A 20,302-nucleotide genomic window follows, 5' to 3' on the forward strand; every position below is an offset into this window, starting at 1 on the left:
CTAGCTCGGTAACAAAAAACCTGAGTCAATGCGCCGGCCAAGGTAGTTGACGCTCTACAGGCAATTGTGCCGCACCTCTCATCGATAGGACATGGGCACGCTCACCGATTGCCGTCATGAACCTCATACGACACGGATTACGCCGCCTTCGCCAATGCGTTGCCACGGCAGGCCAATAACCAGGCCCGCCAGTTGTTCGTGCGTGAGCGCGTACTGTTTGGGCTCGCCGCTGCTCGGCCACGCAAACTGCCCCAGATTCAATCGGCGGGCAGCAAGCCAGATGCCAATACCGTCGTGAACCAGCACCTTCATGCGGTTGGCGCGGCGATTGGCGAACAAGTACGCGTGGTACGGATGCGCGGCGCCGAACACCTTGATCACACGGGCCAGCGCAGTATCGAAACCAGCCCGCATATCCAGCGGGTCGACCGCCAGCCACACTTCATCGATGCGGATCACCGCAGCCACTCGCGCAGCCATGCGGCACATTGCGCCGCTTCCGAGGTCGGCCAACTGACCGTGATCGACTGATCCGCGCGACGTACTTCGATGCGAATCTCCGCCGGATGCGCCGTTGCCGTTTCGAGCGGCACCGGAACAAACGCCGGCGCCGATGCAGACTGCGCGGCTACGGCGCGGCTCAGGTTCTGAAGTTCGTCGATGATCAGCACGCCGAGAAAGTGATTCGCCGCCACAGCCGACATTTCCTCGAGCAGCACGGCAAGCTTCGGCGACCGTCCGCTCGAGGGAAAATTCGCGCGCGCGTATGAGGTACCCAACGCCTTGTCCACCGCCGCGAAGAACCGCAGCGCCAGGCCGGACAAAGAGCCGTTATGCGGGCAGTCGATCTTGATCCACACCAGTTGAGGGTGAATAAACTGATGGTCGCCGTAGCGCGTATGTTGGATGACTTGCGGATAGAGCTGCAGCAGGCGGTTGACGAACGTCGATTTGCCGGTGCCGCTCAGCCCCGAAAAGAGAATCCCGGACGAGCGATGTGCGCACGGCTCAGGCACGCCGTAGGTGTGCTGCCCGCCATTGTTCACGTAGTGAAGGTGCTGCCAGGTTTCGGCGCGCACCGGATTGCGCGTCGTGTAGCCCTCTCGCAGCACGACCGAAAAGATCGAGCTGTACAACCCGTATTCCGGCAGGAGATAGATCAATTTCCGAATCGACGGCAGTGCGTGGATACGGAGTTCGGCGGAGGCGGCACGGTCGCTCTCCTGCGGGGCTGGCAGTAGCCACTCGATCATGGAGGCGATCTCGGCCGTCGAGCGGATCGGCGGCAGCGCCTCAATCAAAGGATTGCCGTCATATGCCGCGATACCGGTAGGCCGGTAGATGGCTTGCATGAGAGGTGGGCGTGGCATCAGGAATTCTCCGGTTTGGCGATTGAGCGCCGCATTGCAACGACGTTGTTGCGCCGGGTCCGCATCTGGCTGCGGTGTTTCGCGGCCGCCTCACGTTCGCGCACGGTTAAGCTCTCCTGGGCAGATGGCGCTTGGGCTTGGAGTGCGTTCTGTATCGCGACTTCGCGTTCGCGGTTCGCCTTGGTCGAATTCAAGTATTCCCGGTTGGTTGCGGGTTTCGGCGCGGCACGCTTGGCGGACGTCGCGCCGGACACGACGCGTTGCTGTCGCTGCTTCTTGAGGGCTTTCTGCGCGTTTTCGTAATCGGTTGCGTCATGAGCGGCGAACTGCAACGAGGCCCTCAATTCCAGCATCTCCTCGAACCGCAAGCGGGTATATCGGGCCGATGCGGACAGATTGAGTTGCCAGCGCGACCAGTGGCCGGATTCGGGATCGGCGACATACACGAAGTCCATGTAATTCTCATCGTAATGGACGACGACGGACCGACGGGCGCGTCGTGCCCGTGCAAGCAGGAGCTCGTGGTCGCCTCGCTCCGGCAGGTAGTACAGGTCGTCGACCTTCAAACCGCTGTCGGTGAGTGGACACCGTCGCGAGGGGAGCAAGCAGCGATAGAGCGCGGCTGGGTCGGCATGTCGTGCCCGTTCGCCAGACTCGTGTTCCAAACCCCACTGATAGATATCGCGGCGGTACGGTTTGACACCAGCTTGAATCATGTCTTTGGTGAGCAAATCCGGGATGGCAGCAGCGTTGTTGTGATACAGCACTTCATCGATGAGCACTTGCGTGAATTCCCGCAGCGTTAGCGCTGCATCCCAGCGCAGATCGAGGTCCTTGCGCGCATCGTGCTCGAGCGCCCGAGCCTTCCAGGCCCCAGGCACCCAGCTGACGCATTCGTTGACCGTGGCGAACTTGTTCTCGACCGTGCCCTTGGCGACCGGCAAGCCGACCGGGTTAATGTTGCAATCGATGTGTAGCAGATGCTGTAGGGAGCGCTCGGCATGACGGCTCAAAAGCTCGGCATTGTCGGCGACAACCAGATTGCAAAGTTCCTGCGCCGGCCAGTCTTCGGAACGAATGTTTACGCCATATTGCGCACAGAAGCTCACTTTGTCGCTGAACGCGCAATAGAGGGCCATGCGGGCCGCATTCCACGACGGTCCGCTCAGACCCACGTGCAACCCCACAATCATGGTCGATCGGCGGTCGACCACAAAGTAGATCACAGGCCGCCCGATCAAATGGTTGCGGTGGAACTCCGAAACCAGATAGAAATTGCCGACGGTGGCGTCGATCTCGAAGATGTCCGCAGGGCCGATCGTCGTATCGCGGGCGCGACCTGCGCGACCACGCAGGCGCTTGCGCCAGAGAAGATCGTCTAGCGCTTTCTTCTGCAGGTCCATGTCCTCCATTAATCTAGCGGCCCAGTAGCGGTATGCTGGCAACTGGATCAGACGATTCGAAGGGTAAGGGATTTTGCGCACTTCGCCGTCGACGAGTTCCGGCGTCGAGTAGTGGTGCAGGATCATCTCATCATAACTTTCCTTGAGCGTCATAGCCGTGCGCGGACACGAGATGACGCAACGCAACGAAGCCCGGAGCCGAGAGACCTTCGGCGACGGGCGTGTGACCCATGTGATCGATCACGCCTGTCACCGGCAGCTTCATCATGCGCGGCATCAGTTCGGGCAGGGCCTTGACGTCCATGAGGAATTGCAAATGCCAGCCCAGATCCTTCACGCGGCTGGCGAGCGTCTCCATGGCCGCGAAGCCTATGCCGCCGCCGAACAGCACGTTGATGCGCAGGCCGCGCACGCCGGCCGCATGCATTGCCTCCAGCTCGCGATCGGACACGTCGGGCGCGACCACGGCGACACCGCGCAATCGCTGCGGATTGCGGTCGAGCACTTCGAGCATGTAGCGGTTGTCAGTTCCATAGACACTGATCTGCACCAGTACGCCATACGTCATCCCGGTTGCGTCGAGCATCGCGAGATACTTCTCTTCCGGCGCCGGCGGCGGCGTGTAGCTGCGGTCCTCAACCATCCGGTACGCCGGGTCGGCCGAAACGACATGGGCATGCGTGTCGAGCGCGCCGTGAGGAATCCTGAAACTCGGCGGCTCGATGTTCGGCAGCGGCGCCGCACACATGGAGGCGGTTGGAAAGCGGGAGCGTTCGATCATCGCTGCGTCCTTGTTGCGTAAGAAAATCCATGCGCAAATAGGACGGAGACCGCCGTACCTGCGCGACAGGTTGCCGAGTCGTCGAGCGCGCCTGTTCCCTGCTGCACGACTTTTCCACCTGCCCGTTCGGGTCGGGCACTTCGCGATTCTCCGTGCGGCGCGCGTGGAAATCGCATGTTGCGTCAGTGGCCGCCGATGGCGCCAGCATTCATTGCGCTCGCGCTTCACATGCCGTCGACCGGATTCAATCCTGATCGATGCAGGACACCTGCTTCGGATCGGGCATCCAGAGATAGCACAGCAGCGACACCAGAACGCACGCAGACACGTACCAGAAGAACCAGGATTCGTGCCCGATGCTCTTGGTCCACAGCGCAATGTACTCGGCCGTACCGCCAAACAGCGACACCGTGATCGCATAAGGCAAGCCGACGCCCAACGCGCGTATCCCGACCGGAAACAGCTCGGCCTTGGCCACCGCGCTGACGGACGAATACAGGCTGACGATCAGCAGCGCAGCCGAGATCAGCACAAGCGCGCCGCCCATGCTTCGAACCATCTTCAGCTCATTGAAGATCGGAACGGTGCACACCGTTCCCAGCACGCCGAAGGCGATCAGCAGCGGACGACGGCCGACGCGATCCGACAGGCTGCCGAACACCGGTTGCATCAACACGAAGGCAATCAGGCTGATGACGGACACCATCGAGGCATCCGCCTTGCTCATCCCCGCGCTGTTGACCAGGAATTTCTGCATGTACGTCGTGTAGGCGTAGAACGCGACCGTCCCGCCGAGCGTCAGGCCCGCCACGATCAGACATTCGCGCTTGTGCCTGAACAGCTCCGCGACGGACGTGCGGCTGCGCTTGCCCTGCCGGTGCTGCTCGAACGATTCCGTTTCTTCCATATTGCGGCGCAGAAAAATCGCGGCGCCCGCCGCCAGCGATCCGATCAGGAAGGGAATGCGCCAGCCCCAGCTTTCCAGTTGTGCGGCGCTCAGGAAGCACTGCTGAAGCACCACCAACACCGCCATTGCGAGCAACTGGCCGAGCGACAGCGTGGCGAACAGGAAGCTGGAATAGAAGCCGCGATTCGTCTTGTCGGCCATTTCGCTCAGATAGGTGGCCGAGCTGGCGTACTCGCCCCCGAGGCTCAACCCCTGCAGCAGCCGCGCGACGACCAACAGAATGGGAGCCGCTATGCCGATGCTGTTGTAGCCCGGCGTCAGGCCGATGATCAACGAGCCGAAGCACATCGCCAGCACCGAGATCAGCAAGGCCGCCTTGCGCCCCTTGCGATCCGCGTACTGGCCGACCAGCCAGCCGCCGATGGGCCGCATGACGAAACCGACGGCGAAGATGGCCGCGGTGTTGAGCAACTGCACGGTCTGGCTGCCGGCCGGAAAGAAAACCTTGGCGAAGTACAGCGAGAAGGCCGAATACACGTACCAGTCGTAGTACTCGATGAGATTGCCGACCGATCCGCTGAAAATGGAACGAAGGCGGGCGAAAGTCCCGGCCTGCTGGGAATAGGGGGCAGTTGCAAGGGGGCGGGCTTGCGACACGTGATGTCTCCGGTTTCGATTGTCTCCATTGCCCGTGCGAATGCCAGCGGCTGGCGACGGCGCGCGATCGGGTGCAGCAAGGGTAAGTGGAGGAAACGATCCGCAGAAAGCGAAATAATCGGAACAAGTTTGTTCGCTTTTGTGGAGACATCGCGAAAGGCAAAGGCTGGCGGGCATGATGGGTTTCGCTATCCTCGCTATCCCTGATGGCCAAGCCAATAACCAGCGCTGGCACGATGTCATCCCGCGCGTGCGTAATCAGGCGCGCAGCGTCAGGGTCAAGGTTCGGCGCCGAAAACGGACTCGCCGCGACGGAAGCAGCTCGATGGGGTGCTCGCGCAGGAGTGCCATGGCCTCGGCTGCGTTGGCTGCTTCGTAGAACTGCCCAAAATCCTGGCCTCTGGACAGCACGGTACGAATGGCCAACCCAATGGCAGGGTGGTCATCGACAATCAGAATGGCGGGCATCGCTGTTCCTCAGTTCGGCCTGACGACATGTCCCGCCATCGGCGGGCACCATCGGGCTCAATGCGGGCACGCTCGTCGCGACGGCCCTTGTGCCCGTGCCGGGTGCGACACCGTCGACGCCACGGATGTTCGAACCGGAACCGGACGCCGCGCCACCGCCCGCCTCGCGGGAAACGGGCGCCGCCTGGTCGAACGCCCATGCCGGCGCCGTTGCCGCCGACAGCGGGCCAAACGTCGATCCTCCATCGATTGCGATATTCCATTTCGAGTTCGCATCGAGATCCTGAGCCGAGCCGCCTGTCGCCAAGAACGATCGTCGCCGCGCCCAGGTTCTTCTCGTCGCGGAATCGCGATCGCCACTCGTCGCGATAGCGGCATTGCCGGTCGCGGAACGGTCGCCGTAACCGCTGACGGCAGTGTTTGCGTATGCGGCCGCTGCTGACGGCATGTGCTCTCCTGTGGGCCGGTCAAAACCGGCGAGATATCGTGTCGTGAACGAGAAAGTCATTCGTTGAAGGCGTCCCGAGCGCATGCCACGCGGCGTCGGCGGGAGCCCAACATGAGCGGACGTGAACGGGGCACGGCAAGCATGCGCGAACTCGAGCGGGTAAAACCATTGCGGCAGTCATCGCCGGCCGTCTGAGGCGAGGTCAGGCGGCCGACCGGTTGCAGCTCGGCAAACGTCGGATCAGCCGGCTGTGTCGACGATATGGGGCTGCCCGCGTCGCGGGTCTGGTATCAATCAAACGTGAGATGCCGAGCAACCGGGCGTTGCCGATCGATTTGCGCGCTCGGGCGATGCACGCTATCGGCACGCGGCTGCTCGTTCGCCGGCCCAGCGAAGCGCAATCGGCCACGCCAACACGGCGATTGCGCCGACCGCGATGCCGGCGCCGATCGCCTTCGGCGACGACCGGCAACGCGAAACCTGCAGGCTCCGTCGGCGGCGGCCATCCCGCGCGGCGCGGTGTGCGCTTTGCCGCGCGAACGGGCCGACGGCACGGGTATCGACAGCCGCGGCGCCTTCGGGAAATATCGCGGCTGCCAGTGGCTCATCCGCGGCACGAACCGAGCCCGATGCGTCGCCGCATGAAAGCCGTTCCACCGGGCCCGCGACCGTTCTCCCGCCGGACGCAACGCCCAATCGCGACAGTTCAGCAACGTCAGTGCGGAGAGCGAAGGCATCCCCAACGCGCCTGGGACGCCGATCCAATCATCCGCCATAACCGGCATGCTGCCCTCCCTCATCGCCGATGAACCGGACTTGGCGCGATCACGCGAGTCCTGGCTCGACATTCCACAACGCAATCGTCGGCCCCCGCCTTGAACGCGGATACCGTCGCGATAAGCGGAGAAATCGCATTCCGCGCCCACCTCGCCGATCTGCATTCGACTGTACAGATTGCCGGTCCGCCGTTGAATCAAAGTTCTTAGAAAATTCGGCTCCGTCCCGTCGGCGCGATGCGCTCGCCCGACGCCCGCCAACGCCACGACGGACGACGGAATCGCGAGCGTGCGGCCGCCTGAGGGCCGTGTCTCTAACAATTGCGATTCCCGCCGGGAAAAAAGCAAGGCAATGTCTGATTTACGCGTCCGCTCTCGGCGCGGTTGCCGCTCGTTGCGCGACGTCGTGCGCGGCCGGCGGCGGGAAACGCGCCCGATGTCGCGGGCCGCGCATGCATCATGCGATGCCGCCGGCGCGCGGCGGCGGTCGGTCGCGATCCTGCTTCCGTCGAAATCCGCCGACACGGCTCGCCCCGGCTGCATCGGCACGCCGGCGTGCGACGCGTTGGCGAAGACTGCGGCTCGAATGCAAGCCCGGCCTTCGGCCGAAACACCCGACTGCGGCAGGCGCGAGTCTGTCGCTCAACCGAACGCAGGGACAGGAAAAATGAGCGCTGATCTCATCAAACGTTCGCTGGTTGCGCTGTTGCGCGTGTCCATCGCCGGCGGGCTCGCCGACAGGCTCGGAAACATACTTACGTCCGAACTGCTCGACGCCGCGTCAGACCCGGACATGTACTACCTCGCCGGGAACGTGGAACTGCGCGCGGGCAATTTCGAGCGCGCGATGCCGTTGTTCCTGCGCGCGTCGGAACTCGCGCCGCGGTGGGACGCACCGTTGAACAACCTCGGGGTGTGCTACGAGCGACGGAACCGCCGCGAGGACGCCTATCGCTGCTACGCGATGGCGGCGGCGCGCGCGCCACGCGACAAGAACGTCGTCCGCAACGCCGCGTTTCTGGCGTTCAACCTCGGGACCGAGCACTACCGCCGAATCGCCGCGGAGCACCTGGCTGCTTTGCTCGAGCACTATCCGGCCGACGCCGGTCTTCACGCAAGGCTCGGCTACGTTCATTTCCATCTCGGCGATCGCGAGCGCGCGCTGACTCGCGCGATGCGCGCGGTTGAGCTGGATTCCCAGTGCGTGGCGGGAATCGTCCAGAAAGTGGCGTTTCGTCTTCCGGTGGCATACCGTTCGAGCGACGAGATTGATGCGGTTCGAAGCGCGCTGCGCGACGCGCTGGACGACATGGCGGACGACGTGGACCGGGCCGTCGCGCTGTCGCCAATCTCGCCGGACGCATTCCGGGACGTCTGGTGCGACGCGCTGTTCTACCTGACATATAACGGACGATCCAATGTCGACCTGATCGGCCGGTTCAGCGATCAACTCGGTCGCCTGATGCGATCCGCGTTCCCCGCCGCCGAAGCGAGCGCCGCGCGCGCCTGGCGCGCGAGGCGGCGTCAAGCGGGCGGGCGCAAGATCCGGCTAGCGTTCGTATCGGCGTTCTTCAACGGACATTCGATCTGGAAAATTCCGACGGTTGGGTACTACGAGCATCTGGATCGCGACGTCGTCGAAATCTTCACGTACCACGTCGGGACCGTCAGCGACCGATTCACGGACGACGCCGGACGGCTGTCGGATGCCTTTTTTGCGAGCACGCTGATCCACGAAGTCATCGAGCGGCTGACGGTCGATGCGCCCGACGCGATCGTTTTTCCCGACGTCGGCATGCACTTCGTCGCCTATTGCCTGACGTGCCTGCGTCTCGCGCCGCTGCAGGTGCAACTGCTGGGACATCCCGACACGTCCGGCTCTGCCGCGATCGACTATGTCGTGTCGCCGTCGGCGATGGAGTCTCCGGGCGCCGGCGCGTTCTACCGCGAGACGCTGCTGCGGCTGCCCGGTCTCGGATGCGCGTATTCGTTCGACTATCCGAAGCCCGCGGCGGTCACACGGGCGTTCTTCGGGTTCGCCCCAGACGATATCGTGTTCGTTTCGCCGCAGTCGACGTTCAAGTATGTTCCGGAGGACGACGATATCTATCCGTTGATCGCCCTGCGCGTCGGCCCGCGGTGCAGATTCGCCTTTTTCCCGCGTTCGGACGAGTCGAGTGTCCGAATATTCGAAGATCGGATGCGACGAGCGTTTGCACGCCATCGCCTGTCGTACGACGCGCATGTGACATGCTTGCGCGATCCCCTCTCGCAGCCCGAATTCATCGCATTGTGCGCGTCGAGCGATCTATTTCTCGACAATCCGGCGTGGTCCGGCCACAACACGGTCCTCGACGCGCTGCACGGCGGCGCCGTGGTGCTCTGTCTCGAAGGATCGTTCATGCGGCAACGTCACGCTGCGGCGCTGATGCGGCATCTGGATTTCCCGCAACTCGTCGCGCGCGACAAGGCCGAACTGATCGATCTTTGCGCGCGCCACGCGCGAGATGCGGCGTTCAGAGACGAATACCGGACGCTGCTCGCCGAGCGTCTTCCCACGCTGGCCAGCCCAGAGAGCGTCTACGCGTTTCAGGCGTTCCTGATCGAGCGGATGGAAGCGATTTCGGACCGGGCGACGGCGGCATGAGCGTCGTTCGCATCGATCCGCGCAGCCATCCGCGCGCCCGTGCGCGGCATGGATCGCGCCGGCCGCGTCTGACTGCGGTCATCGCGTCAGCGCACGCGGAGCGGATTCGCGACCGGGCCCGCAACGGCCTCCGGTCGATCTGCGGACGCACGCGACCGTGATCGGCACTCTGAACCCATAGCCGTCAAGGTCGACGTGTCAGAACAACGACTCGCGTAGATTCAACTGCGAGAGAGCACGCGGGTTCACGTGCTCGTGCCAGACTTCCGCGCGCATCGGCTTGAATAGATAGGCGCCTTGCAGCTCGATGTCACGATATCGACGCAGCAACGCCAGCTGGCGTCCGTTTTCGACGCCGGACACCGTCAACGTGAAACCCAGATCATGCGCGAGCCTCGAGACGCTCGACAATATCGCCTCGGCGGTCGGCGAACCGAGCAGACGCCCGGTGAACGATTCGCCAAATTTGACGCCGGTGACGGGCAGCACCATTAACGTCGACATCGCCGTATGGTGCGCCCCGAAATCGCCGAGCACGATGCCGTATCCTTTCTGCCTCAACCGCTTCAGGCGCTCGATGAGACTCGCCGATTCCTCCGGCGCCGACATTTCCGGAACTTCGAGCGTCAACTGGCTGCTCGATATGTCGAATTCCGCGATCGACTGCGCGAGCCGTTCGGACACGCTCTCCGCACTCAACTGGGCGCCCGAGAGCCTCATCGAAAGCGCCGACACGCCGACGCCGTCCTGCTTCCAGTGCGCAAGCTGGCGGCATGCCTCGCCGACGGCATGGCCGGCGATCCGGGATGACGCGCCGAGCCGGTCCGCGACGGCGTACACCGCGCGCTGGGACAACGCGCCCCAATGCGGGTGGTCCCAGCGTATCGTCGCTTCGGCGCCAGTCACGGCCCCCGAACGGACGGAAACGATCGGCTGGTAATCCATGACGAATTCTCCGACTTCAAGCGCCCGCTCGAGGTCGGCCTCGTCCAAAGGAAGTACGATTTCGTGTTCTCGGGCAAAAAATGCACCCCTATAGCGCGTGATGCCCGCTTCCATATCACTCTCCCAAAGACACTGCACGGCGTCGTCTGTCGCGGCTTCGCGCCGGCCCGAAGGCGGCGTCGCCTCGCGAGACCGACATCCGTCGGTCCGATCGGACTCCAATCTTCAGGAAACGTTAAATCATGCTGCGAGCGGAGAGAATCACAAATCTTCGATTCCGAACCGGGACCGACAGCGGCACACGCCCCCGGGACGGGGACGGCTCGCCGCGCCGGCCGCGTGCCCGACGGTCATTCGCTCTTCAGGGCCGTGACCATCCGCTGAAGCGCATCCCGAATGGCCGACGCCTGCAGCTCGATCTCGTGATTCCACTCAGTGGATTCGCGCGCGTAGGTCCGCAGTTCCTGACATTGCTCGTGCAGCGCGGACGCCCCGAGGACCGCAATGCCGCCCGACACGCCGTGAAGCCACCGCCTCAGTTTCGACAGCGCACGTTCGACCAGGATCGCGTCGAATTCCGCGATTTCCCGGCCCGCCTGCGCGACGAACACCTGCGCGTACGCGGCCGGCACTTCCGGGACATCCGGAAGCACGTCTTGCGCGTCGCCTTCGGCCGGCTCGCGTTCCGGCACGCTGCAACACGCGCGAATGACCGTCTCGAGCCTTTCGAGCGGGACCGGCTTCGCGAGGTAATCCGTGAAGCCGCGCGCCCGGCCGTCCGCGACGTCTTCCGGACGCGCGCTCGCGCTCACCGCGTAGGCCGGTATCGTCATGCCGAGCTTCCTCATCTCGGCAAGCAACTGGAAGCCGTCCATTATCGGCATGTCAATGTCGGTCATCACGACGTCCACCGGCTCCTTCGACAGCAGCGCGAGCGCCTCCTCGCCATTCTTCGCCTCGATAACCCGGACGCCGAGCGTCGTCAGCTGATCGAACAGGAGGCTGCGGTTGAGAAGATTGTCCTCGACGATCAGTACCGTGACGCCCGCCGCCGATCCTTGCTGCTCGTGCCCGGCATCGACGCGTGCCGTACGTCCGGCGGCAAGCATCTGCGCCGCCGATTTCAGCCCGGCGAGGCTGTATATGCTGACTTCCACGCCCCCGTCGCCACGCCGCCTCGGCACGAGCGGCCCGGCCTGCCCGACCCACACGATCGAATCCGGCCTTTTCCACCACGACAGCACCTCGGCCGGCGCGAATTCGTCCGTGACCATCAGGAAGTCGTGCGTATGTTCGTCGATCGGGTCGACGGGATTCGCGAGAGCGGTCACGGCGGTGACGCCCGGGTCGAAGAGATTGCTCAGCCACTCGAGGTTTTCCTGCGCCCGGCCGAGCACGGCGACACGACGATACGGAAGCGTCCAGCACGCGCTGCTCGAATCGGCCTCCGACGCGTTGAGCGGCAAAACCACCGCGATGCGGGTTCCCACGCCGACAGTGCTTTCCAGATCGATGCGCCCCTTCATCAGTTCGCAAAGGCGCGCGCAGATCGACAATCCCAGGCCGGTGCCGCGCGCCTGCCTCAGCCGGTTGCTGTCGCCCTGCGTAAACGGCAGGAACAGCCGGTGTTTCAGGTCGTCCGGGATGCCGATGCCAGAGTCCGTCATGCTGATTTCGAGCTCGCCGGCCTGCCAGCCGGCGCGCAGCACAATCTTGCCCGACGGCGTGAACTTCAGCGCGTTGCTCAGCAGATTGTTCACGATCTGCGATACCCGAACCGGATCGAAGTAAAGCCGCGCAGGCAGGTTCCGCTCGAACACCATGTAGAACTTCAATCCCTGCTGCGTCGCAAGCGGCGCATGCGAGAGCGCGAGCCGGTCGAGCAGATCGGAGATGTTCGACCACTCCTCCATCAGGCTCAGCTCGCCGACGTCGATCTTGGAGAAATCGAGGACGTCGTTGACGACCTGCATCAATCCGCGGGCCGACGTCTCCATCGCCTTCACGCGCGCCTGCTGCTCGGGCGCGAGCGGACCGCGCGCGATCAGCTCGATGTTGCCCACGAGCGACGACAGGGGCGTGCGGATCTCGTGACTCATCGATGCGAAGAACGCCACCTTCGCCTTGGCCGCCGCGTCGCTCGTCAACTTCGCCTCGCGCAGCAGGATTTCCGCCTGATGGTGCGCCGTCATGTCGGTGATCGCGCAAAAGAACACGCCCTGCGCATTCAACGTCGCGGGTGCGTACGTGATTTCGATGTGGACGGCTGAATGTCCGGTGCGCGACAGCGAGAACGGGAACTGGAAAATGCGCGCATCGTCCGATTGGGCTTCCTGCTCGGCCAGCGACGACTCGAACGCGCTCTGAAGCTCCTGCGGCAGATGCCTGTCCGAAATCCGCAAGCCGAGCATCGTGCGCGCGATCGGATTGGCGACGACGATTTCCAGTGTCGCCCGCCGCACGATGCACAGCCCCACCGGCGTCGCATGAACCAGCAGATGGTTGAGCATCTCGCTTTCGAGCGCGCGCGACGCCTCCGCATAGATTCGCGTCAAAAACCGATAGTTCCAATATCGGAATGCGACGAACAACAACACGATCAGGACCAGCGTGGCGCCGCCGACGAGCCACAGTTCGTATCTCATGGACCGAAGCTGCAGATCGAGTGGAAGCAGATACATCATGTGCCCGAAACCCGCGAACAGCGCGGGACGGCGTAGCGCCCATCCGAAGCCGGGAATCCAGTGATACAGGCCGTCCTGTTTCCCGGCGAGGCGTTCGTCGACTTTTCGGACCGTCTCCGCGTCGTCCGCCTCCACGAGCGGCACGCCGTCCGAATCCACGACGACCGGCTGCTGAACGCGGCCGGCGCGCTCGATAGAAGAAACCAGGCTGTACAGGTCCACGCTCGTCAGAACGAGCGCATAGAGCTTGTCGTTCTTGAACACCACGGACGCGCCGATCATGTAAAGCGCTTCGCCATGGCCCCCGCTTCCGACAGCGAACCAGAGAATCGACTTCTTGCGCGCGGCGTCCAGCGGATCCACGCCGCGTTTCCTATACCGCTCGAGCACGGCAGAAACGATTTCCGAAGGCGTGTTGGAGCGAAGCGCACTCAGGTCGCCCGTCGGAAACAGATACCCGTAGCCGACCGAACCGTCGGCCGTGATCATTTCGACGCTCGGCGTCTGCCCCGAGTTGGTCAGCAGCTGCACCGTGTAATCGCAACTCTCGCGCAGGATTGCGTCGTCGCGGGCGTTGTGGGCCATCGGCATGCACGTATTCGGCGCCAGCACGTTCAGCGCCGATGGCGCGCCGTTCATCCGCAGTTGCAGCACGAGACTCGCCGTCGTCAACATCATGCGGCGCTGCAGGAAGACATCGACCACTTCCTTCTCGTGGATGCGCGCGGATTGCTCTTCCTGACGGAAGGCGGTCTGAAACAATCCGGTGACGGTCATGGCCGCTACGCTGAGTGCCGCCGAGACGAGCAGCACGATGACGATCGAGAAGACGCGGCGCTCGCGCTTCAGGTTGGACTCGAGCGAATAGAATTTCCTGAGCGGCGACCCATCGAGCTCTCGCAGAAGTCTTTGCATTAAAGCAGTCCTTGCTCCCGGGCGCAGTTGATGAGATCGACGTTAGTGTCCACGTGGAGCTTGCGCATCGCCGAACGCTTCTGCGTCGAGACCGTCCCCAGCGAGCGATTCAGCGCCCGGGCGATGTCCGTCAGCGACATGCCGCCCGTAAACAGCCGCACGACCTCCAGTTCCTTCGGCGTCAATGCGTTGAACGCGGCCTTGCCGGGCTTGATGCTGCCGGCGACGGCGAGCCGGTGGGCCATGCCCGGAGACAGCGATTGGCCGGCACCGCGCACGACGTTGAGACATACCCGCCCGAGCTCGGCGATCTCCTCTTCCTTGCCGACGAGCCCCGCCACGCCCATGCGGCACAGCTGACTGATCACGCCACTATTGGTCAGCATCGTGAACACGATGATCGGGGTGTGTTCATACACTCTCATCAGATGCGATATCAGGCGCAAGCCGTCCTTGTCGTCGTCCGCACGATGCATCGCGAAATCGGTGACGACCAGATCGACTTCCTGCTCCCGCATCGTGGACAACAGCGCATCCCCCGACGAGACCGATGCCACCACCCGAAACCCCGGCAGCGAGTCTACGTAGTCCGTCACCGCACGGAGAACGATCGGGTGATCGTCGGCCACGACGACTCTTCTTGTCTGCAGGGCAACGTTGGACATGGCGGCTCCGAAAAAAACGGAAGGCGCAGACCTGGCGCTCGAAGATACCCGACGCCCCGTCATGCGCATTCCATGCAAAACGATAACGATTGCCTGCTTTCCTGCGTATGCTTCTCGAGCAGGATTTGCTCGAAGTCACGACATTGGCGTTTATCCGGCTCGCCGCTTCACGCCGTGAATCGACTTCAAATCACGGGCGCGTCCGCCACGCATTCGATATTTCGATTTGCTTTCATTTTTCATACGGCGGCGTTCCGTTCGAATGAGTGCGCCTCGCGTACCCGGATCACTGTTCGGCCTCCTCTGCTTCACGCATGAGCGGGCAATTCGTGTTGTAACAGCTTACCCGAAACGCGCCGACCTGCCCTGATTTAAACATACAGTGAACCGTCTTCACGCCGTCGAATCCCACCGGAAGCGGCAAGTCCGCATCCGCCGGCTGACCCGTGCAGCACAAGGCAGTCTTCGCCTCGCGTCCGTACAACCGCCAGCGCGATCTTCCCGCCATCATGAAAACGAAAAACCCGATGCCGATCAACATGGCCTCAATGAGCAAAGCGAAAGCCACGATCAGCCACCCGTTCAGAATATCGATGTACCAAAGCGAGAGCAAGAGTGCGCAGAACGCGACAAAAACAACCGGCATCAAAAAAAGAAGCCATTGTGAAATCCTGTCCCACGTGTCCTCGAAACGTGCATGTGAGCGAGTCTTCCACTCAATCGACGTCGCCTGATCCAGCATATAACTCTCCCATCGACCGCGCCGTGAAAATCGAGCGGCGCAACTTGCCAAACACGATCCTGATTCTGAAAAAAAGCGCCCGCTCATCGAATCGAGCGAGAATCAACACGATTTGAAATCTCATGTATTTTCACGCCTGTATTTCACGAAGATAAACGTGCATCCGGGCAGCTCAAATGACAGAGCTTCGAAAAAAAGAAGACGCCGCGAGCGGCGATCGACGACCGCCGGATCGGTTGCCTCCACGGGAAAACGGTCGGCGAGCCTATCGCGACGAAAGCACATGCTTGCGGAAACGCATACGATATTCGCGTCTCTTTTTGGAGTCCGAATCCAGTGCGATTCGTGATCGAACCTTCGAACGTGTGTGCGGCGAAATGGTGCCCGCTGCCGCACGATTGCTCCGACACCGACATCCCGCTGTCGATCGACGGTTGCCTCCGGATTAATTAACGTGCCGCTATTTTCTTAATCAGATGCATCGCGTGCTTTTTATGCGACCGCCTTGTTGCGGCCGATATCCATTTATATGCGAAGGCGCGCCGGGCGAATATCAAAGAAGTTAGAATTTTGAACGGAACGATCTCGGCCTGCCCCAGGCGTGCGTCTCCGGCATGACAAAGTATCCCTTGCTTTGCGATCCTGACATTCCGTCAGCCGGCTCGCGTCGAAACCGTGTCGCGCGTGGCCGGTCGCAGCCGACCCGGTGTGCGTCTCCACGTCCGCTTTCGCGTCGCGGACGAGCGGCGCCCGGAAGGAAATCCCGCCGCTCTCGTCCGCGGATTCGGCGCACGTCGCTGCGGCCGACAACGCTCGAACGCAGCCCGTTCCACTCACGGACCTTCGTATAGCGAAACGATCGCCTCGGTATAGGCGCGCACGTTTTCTTCGTGGTCCGGCGCGAGGCCGCGCAGGAAACGGCGCGCAGTTCGTCGATAGTGCCCGAGATGGGCGTCGTGAAGCGCGTAAGCGCGCTGCAACGCGGCTGCGCCGCCTTCGCAATCGAAGTCGTAATACCGATATCCGCAGTCGCCGATCAGATGCGAGTTGTGCACCAGAGGGTAATCGCCGTAGAGCGCCTCGTAATAGACGTAGTTCTGCGCGTTTTCCCATTGATGGGTGACGATCGCGTCGACGTCGGACGCGACAACGCGACATAACGGGTAACGACCTTCGAACGATGCGATGCCGTGCTTGACGACATCGAGTGCGCGAGCGAAGTCCGCGAAGGCAGGCTCGCCTTTCAGATGAAGCGTGTTGTAAACCTTGACCGCTTCCAGCATGTCCGGGTATGCGCGGTGCGCGCCTTCGCAACAGAGTATCGGGATGAAGCTCGTTTTGACGACGCACATGTTGGGCTCGAAGATGCCGGCGCGCCAACGCTGACGTCCCGGCCGATACCCGAACGAAAGGCCGGCGGGAAAGCGTGCGATTTCGCGTTCCAGCACGACAGGGCTCCACAGATGCGGCAATAACCGCACCGGCGCGCGCAGCGCGTGCTGATAGTAAGGCAAGCCGATTGTTTCGTACTGCGGCAGTGTCCATACCATGTGATACGGCGCGCCGGTGACGAGCATCCCACTCGGTTTGCCGAATATCGCGCGCTCAGCATCGATGACGTAATCGTTGCCGACGCGCATCGATACGATCTTGCCCTCGCGTTCCCGGAACTCGACGCCCCAGTCCCGGTCGAGTTGCGCGCTCATCTCGATCAGGACGTCGAGATTCACGAGCGCGTCCGCTACGTCCATGAGGGGCGCCGGAGAATCGGCGAGGAAGCGCTTCGCACGCTTCATGCGACCTTCTGGACCGCAGACGACGAGATAGACTTCGGCGACGACAGGCGAGCGCACCAGCAGCATGGCCAAAAAAATGCAGTTCTGGTAAATGCCGTTTTCCCAAAGCGATTGCTCGCCCTGTCGCGCATGTATCGTGACGCCGACTCGCAGCTTGCGAGACGGAAACGAATTCGACGTGACGTTGCTCATCTGTACCCCATTGCTCGGGAAGACGCGCACAGCCGCTTCAGTCGTTCAGCGTATGCGTCAAGGTTGTCTTGGCGAAACGGATCGACGGCGGTAAAGATCGAGCGAGAGTGGAATTCGTAGTCGTCGACGAATTCCGCGTGATGCGCGACCGCGCGACCGACGAGCCGGGCGCCTTCCTCGATGTCGGCGTCGGAATAGTAGTAACCGGCCTGCCTCATCCACTCGGCGTTATGAATCAGCGGATAGCCGCCGTACAGCAGATCGAGCGCCGTGTAGTTGGGCGCGCTGCGCCATTCGTGCGCGACGACGAAGTCGGCAAACTGCGGCATGAAGCTCACGACGTCGTGCACACCATGAAACGAGGCCGCGCCATCCTTGACGATGTCGAGCGAAGCAGCAAAGTGAAGCATCGTCGGATGATCCTTCATATGCTGCGTGTTCAGCACGTGCATGTGCCGCACCGCAGTGCGATCGCGTCGATAGGCCGCGTCACAGATCAGCATCGGGACGATGCAGCTTCTGACCACGGACTCGTTCGGCTCGAATACTGCAACACGCGCCGCGACGCCATGACCGACCGCGTCCGAATTCGACAAGCTTCCGTACCTGAGCCCATGATTCCGTACCTGAGCCCATGATTCCGGAGCCTTTCCGCACGCTGATCCACGAATTCAGGATGCCAGATGAACGGCACGTCGAACACATCGCAGCGGTGCGCCGTGCGTAGCATCGGCGCAAACGCGCTGTCCCAGACGACACCCGGCATCCAGATTTCGTCGAACTGGATGCCCCAGCGATTCTCGCCGCGTCGGCCGAAGATCGCCGGTTCCGCGAGTTGCGCGTAGGGTTGGCGCGCCTGATATAGCACCAGCTTCTTGCCGCGCGCCCGCATCAATTCGAGCCACGAACGTTCGAATACGCCCGAGAGTTCAATGATGACGTCCACCGTATGGCACGCTTCGCGCGCCGGCATGATCCTGAGTTCTCCGGCGACGGACGTTTCGAGCGTCGTTGCCTTGGCATGTGGAGCAACGTCGATCAACTCGACGAAGTCGACGAAGGGAAGGCGCAGGCAAGCCGCGGCAAGAATGACTGCGTTCTGATACAAGCCGTTCTGCCAGATGTCCTGCGTGCGCGTGTCGATCGAAATACCAATGCGTAAGTGCTGCATTTCATGCATGCGTCAAATCCTTCATTGATGCACGTACTTTGTGCCCGCGAGCATGGCGGTACGTTCCGACCGGCCTGCAAGTTCGATGAGCAGCGCCGTCCGACACGTGCCGGCTCCGACGGCTTGCTCTGCCGCGAATGAAGCCACGTACATAAACGGCTACGCTCGAAGCGAGAAGCCACGAATGTCGCGAAAGAAAGTCGCCTCATGCCGCGCATGCGACGATCCGAACGAGGCCCCGCGGGCGAGCGTCGAGCGCCGGCCCGCGGGGTCGTTACGTGGTTACCACTGATACGACATGCCAGCGCCCCACACTTGGTTGCTGCCGCTGTAGCTGACGCCCGCCTTCACCTTGAGGTTCTGCGTGATGCGGGCGGTCGCGCCGAGCGCGGACGCCTGGTAGCCCTTGAAGTTGGCCGTGCCGATGCCCACCGCCAGCGTCTTGCCCGGGTCGACGTCCGGAATCATCGTCAGCGCGGAAGCGGCTGCGATACCGGAATAGGCATCGCGCGCGAGCGAGTCGATCTGGCCTTGCATGCCGGTCATCTGATTCTGGATGCCCGAGACGGCACTGTTCAACTGGCCGACGTTGACGGCATCCGTCGCATTGACGCCGGCTGCGACGTTGGTAATTCTGCGTTCGTTGCCTGCGGAACCGACCGACACCGTGTTGGCCTCCGACGCGACGGAACCGGTACCCAGCGCGACCGAATTCGATCCCGACGCCACCGCACCCTGACCGATGGCGACACTACCGCTACCCGTCGCGCTCGAGCTCGCACCATACGCGGAGCTGTTCGTGCCGGAGGCGACCGCACCGACACCTGTCGCAGTGCTGTCGGTGCCCGATGCAACCGCATTTCCGCCCAGCGCCGTGCTCGAATCGCCGGTGGCGGATGCGTTCGCACCATTGGCCGTGCTGCTCGTGCCCGACGCGGTTGCGTTGCTACCCGTCGCCGTCGCGCTGTCGCCCGTGGCGGCGGCGTTTTCACCCGTCGCCATGGTACCCGTGCCGGATGCGGTCGAGTTTGCACCGTTCGCCGTGCTGTTCTCGCCCGATGCGGTTGCGTTCGCACCGTTGGCCGTGCTGCTCGTGCCCGATGCGGTTGCGTTGTTACCCGTCGCCGTCGAGCTGTCGCCCGTGGCGGCGGCGTTTTCGCCCGTTGCCGTCGAGCCCGTACCGGATGCGGTCGAGTTTGCACCGTTTGCCGTGCTGTCCGCGCCCGACGCGGTTGCGTTCGCACCGTTGGCCGTGCTGCTCGTGCCCGATGCGGTTGCGTTGTTACCCGTCGCCGTCGCGCTGTCGCCCGTGGCGGCGGCGTTTTCGCCCGTCGCCGTGGTACCCGTGCCGGATGCGGTCGAGTTTGCACCGTTCGCCGTGCTGTTTTCACCAGTCGCCGTCGAGTTCGCACCGCTTGCCGTGCTGTTGTCGCCCGACGCGGTCGAGTTCGCACCATTGGCCGTGCTGTTGTTGCCCGACGCTGCGGAGTCCGTACCGGTCGCCGTGCTGTTTTCACCAGTCGCCGTCGAGTTCGTGCCGCTCGCCGTGCTGTTGTCACCCGACGCCGTCGAGTTCGCACCGTTGGCCGTGCTGTTGTTGCCCGACGCTGCGGAGTCCGTACCGGTCGCGGTGCTGTTCTCACCGGTCGCCGTCGAGTTCGTGCCGCTTGCCGTGCTGTTGTCGCCCGACGCGGTCGAGTTCGCACCATTGGCCGTGCTGTTGTTGCCCGACGCG

General features: G+C 62.9%; 16 protein-coding genes and 2 pseudogenes. 2 read left to right on the forward strand and 16 right to left on the reverse strand.

What is annotated here, in order from left to right; genetic code table 11:
* Nucleotides 1-123: 123 nt before the first annotated feature.
* The 8 genes and pseudogenes from tnpB to WS62_RS37470 form a co-directional block, all read right to left on the reverse strand.
* On the reverse strand, nucleotides 124-459 hold the full coding sequence (gene tnpB / locus WS62_RS18430; RefSeq protein WP_066573611.1) for an IS66 family insertion sequence element accessory protein TnpB: 336 nt from the start codon (nucleotides 457-459) through the stop codon (nucleotides 124-126).
* On the reverse strand, nucleotides 456-1,352 hold the full coding sequence (locus tag WS62_RS18435; protein ID WP_197422861.1) for an ATP-binding protein: 897 nt from the start codon (nucleotides 1,350-1,352) through the stop codon (nucleotides 456-458). Before WS62_RS18435 ends, tnpB begins: the two co-directional genes overlap by 4 nt.
* 17 nt (nucleotides 1,353-1,369) lie before the next feature.
* Nucleotides 1,370-2,926: a hypothetical protein gene (locus tag WS62_RS18440; RefSeq protein WP_066573591.1), complete on the reverse strand. Its 1,557-nt coding sequence runs from the start codon at nucleotides 2,924-2,926 to the stop codon at nucleotides 1,370-1,372.
* Nucleotides 2,925-3,521: pseudogene (locus WS62_RS18445) on the reverse strand (amidohydrolase family protein); the annotation flags it as partial. The pseudogene WS62_RS18445 and the gene WS62_RS18440, both read right to left, overlap by 2 nt.
* Before the next feature lie 277 nt (nucleotides 3,522-3,798).
* Nucleotides 3,799-5,118 (reverse strand): MFS transporter, encoded by a 1,320-nt coding sequence (locus tag WS62_RS18450; RefSeq protein ID WP_066573594.1) that lies wholly within the window; start codon nucleotides 5,116-5,118, stop codon nucleotides 3,799-3,801.
* 258 nt (nucleotides 5,119-5,376) lie between these two features.
* Nucleotides 5,377-5,586 carry a response regulator gene (locus WS62_RS18455; RefSeq protein ID WP_066573597.1) on the reverse strand — a complete coding sequence of 70 codons (210 nt, stop codon included), beginning with the start codon at nucleotides 5,584-5,586 and terminating at the stop codon, nucleotides 5,377-5,379.
* A complete protein-coding gene (locus WS62_RS36610; RefSeq protein WP_156441038.1) occupies nucleotides 5,561-6,034 on the reverse strand; it encodes a hypothetical protein in 474 nt (157 codons plus the stop codon). Before WS62_RS36610 ends, WS62_RS18455 begins: the two co-directional genes overlap by 26 nt.
* A 290-nt stretch (nucleotides 6,035-6,324) precedes the next feature.
* Nucleotides 6,325-7,335, reverse strand: a complete 1,011-nt coding sequence (locus WS62_RS37470) for a hypothetical protein (protein WP_197422862.1) — start codon at nucleotides 7,333-7,335, stop codon at nucleotides 6,325-6,327.
* Nucleotides 7,336-7,477: 142 nt separating this feature from the next.
* Between WS62_RS37470 and WS62_RS18465 the strand changes: the two genes are divergently transcribed.
* Nucleotides 7,478-9,457, forward strand: coding sequence for an O-linked N-acetylglucosamine transferase family protein (locus WS62_RS18465; RefSeq protein ID WP_066573601.1), 1,980 nt, complete (start codon nucleotides 7,478-7,480; stop codon nucleotides 9,455-9,457).
* Between the two features lie 198 nt (nucleotides 9,458-9,655).
* Here the strand turns inward: WS62_RS18465 and WS62_RS18470 are convergent, their stop codons facing one another.
* The 3 genes from WS62_RS18470 to WS62_RS18480 form a co-directional block, all read right to left on the reverse strand.
* Nucleotides 9,656-10,402 carry an EAL domain-containing protein gene (locus tag WS62_RS18470; RefSeq protein ID WP_066573613.1) on the reverse strand — a complete coding sequence of 249 codons (747 nt, stop codon included), beginning with the start codon at nucleotides 10,400-10,402 and terminating at the stop codon, nucleotides 9,656-9,658.
* 350 nt (nucleotides 10,403-10,752) lie between these two features.
* Entirely contained in the window at nucleotides 10,753-14,001 is a 3,249-nt protein-coding gene (locus WS62_RS18475; protein WP_066573603.1) for a hybrid sensor histidine kinase/response regulator, read from the reverse strand.
* Nucleotides 14,001-14,666, reverse strand: coding sequence for a response regulator transcription factor (locus WS62_RS18480; protein ID WP_066573616.1), 666 nt, complete (start codon nucleotides 14,664-14,666; stop codon nucleotides 14,001-14,003). Before WS62_RS18480 ends, WS62_RS18475 begins: the two co-directional genes overlap by 1 nt.
* An 89-nt stretch (nucleotides 14,667-14,755) precedes the next feature.
* Here WS62_RS18480 and WS62_RS36615 point away from each other — a divergent pair, with 89 nt between their 5' ends.
* Nucleotides 14,756-14,932: a hypothetical protein gene (locus tag WS62_RS36615; protein WP_156441039.1), complete on the forward strand. Its 177-nt coding sequence runs from the start codon at nucleotides 14,756-14,758 to the stop codon at nucleotides 14,930-14,932.
* 20 nt (nucleotides 14,933-14,952) lie between these two features.
* On the opposite strand, the gene WS62_RS18485 is transcribed toward WS62_RS36615, so the two are convergent.
* The 5 genes and pseudogenes from WS62_RS18485 to bpaC all read right to left on the reverse strand — a co-directional run.
* Nucleotides 14,953-15,312 (reverse strand): hypothetical protein, encoded by a 360-nt coding sequence (locus tag WS62_RS18485; protein ID WP_066573618.1) that lies wholly within the window; start codon nucleotides 15,310-15,312, stop codon nucleotides 14,953-14,955.
* Between the two features lie 929 nt (nucleotides 15,313-16,241).
* Nucleotides 16,242-17,396, reverse strand: a complete 1,155-nt coding sequence (locus tag WS62_RS18490; protein ID WP_066573605.1) for a DUF2827 domain-containing protein — start codon at nucleotides 17,394-17,396, stop codon at nucleotides 16,242-16,244.
* A complete protein-coding gene (locus WS62_RS38265; protein ID WP_442855090.1) occupies nucleotides 17,393-17,923 on the reverse strand; it encodes a DUF2827 family protein in 531 nt (176 codons plus the stop codon). The genes WS62_RS18490 and WS62_RS38265 overlap by 4 nt, the downstream gene beginning before the upstream one ends.
* Nucleotides 17,893-18,576, reverse strand: a complete 684-nt coding sequence (locus WS62_RS38270; protein ID WP_231748341.1) for a DUF2827 family protein — start codon at nucleotides 18,574-18,576, stop codon at nucleotides 17,893-17,895. The genes WS62_RS38265 and WS62_RS38270 overlap by 31 nt, the downstream gene beginning before the upstream one ends.
* 273 nt (nucleotides 18,577-18,849) lie before the next feature.
* Nucleotides 18,850-20,302, reverse strand: a pseudogene (gene bpaC / locus WS62_RS18500) (trimeric autotransporter adhesin BpaC); the annotation flags it as partial.

The sequence above is a fragment of the Burkholderia sp. ABCPW 14 genome, from assembly GCF_001523835.1.
GTDB classification, from domain to species: domain Bacteria; phylum Pseudomonadota; class Gammaproteobacteria; order Burkholderiales; family Burkholderiaceae; genus Burkholderia; species Burkholderia mayonis.

Bases quoted from the DNA above. Each gene is read 5' to 3' on its own strand.
- WS62_RS18435 (WP_197422861.1), bottom strand. From the start codon at position 1,352: ATGCAAGCCATCTACCGGCCTACCGGTATCGCGGCATATGACGGCAAT.
- WS62_RS18440 (WP_066573591.1), bottom strand. From the start codon at position 2,926: ATGACGCTCAAGGAAAGTTATGATGAGATGATCCTGCACCACTACTCG.
- WS62_RS18455 (WP_066573597.1), bottom strand. From the start codon at position 5,586: ATGCCCGCCATTCTGATTGTCGATGACCACCCTGCCATTGGGTTGGCC.
- WS62_RS36610 (WP_156441038.1), bottom strand. From the start codon at position 6,034: ATGCCGTCAGCAGCGGCCGCATACGCAAACACTGCCGTCAGCGGTTAC.
- WS62_RS18465 (WP_066573601.1), top strand. From the start codon at position 7,478: ATGAGCGCTGATCTCATCAAACGTTCGCTGGTTGCGCTGTTGCGCGTG.
- WS62_RS18470 (WP_066573613.1), bottom strand. From the start codon at position 10,402: ATGGATTACCAGCCGATCGTTTCCGTCCGTTCGGGGGCCGTGACTGGC.
- WS62_RS18475 (WP_066573603.1), bottom strand. From the start codon at position 14,001: ATGCAAAGACTTCTGCGAGAGCTCGATGGGTCGCCGCTCAGGAAATTC.
- WS62_RS18480 (WP_066573616.1), bottom strand. From the start codon at position 14,666: ATGTCCAACGTTGCCCTGCAGACAAGAAGAGTCGTCGTGGCCGACGAT.
- WS62_RS18485 (WP_066573618.1), bottom strand. From the start codon at position 15,312: ATGCCGGTTGTTTTTGTCGCGTTCTGCGCACTCTTGCTCTCGCTTTGG.
- WS62_RS18490 (WP_066573605.1), bottom strand. From the start codon at position 17,396: ATGAGCAACGTCACGTCGAATTCGTTTCCGTCTCGCAAGCTGCGAGTC.
- WS62_RS38270 (WP_231748341.1), bottom strand. From the start codon at position 18,576: ATGCATGAAATGCAGCACTTACGCATTGGTATTTCGATCGACACGCGC.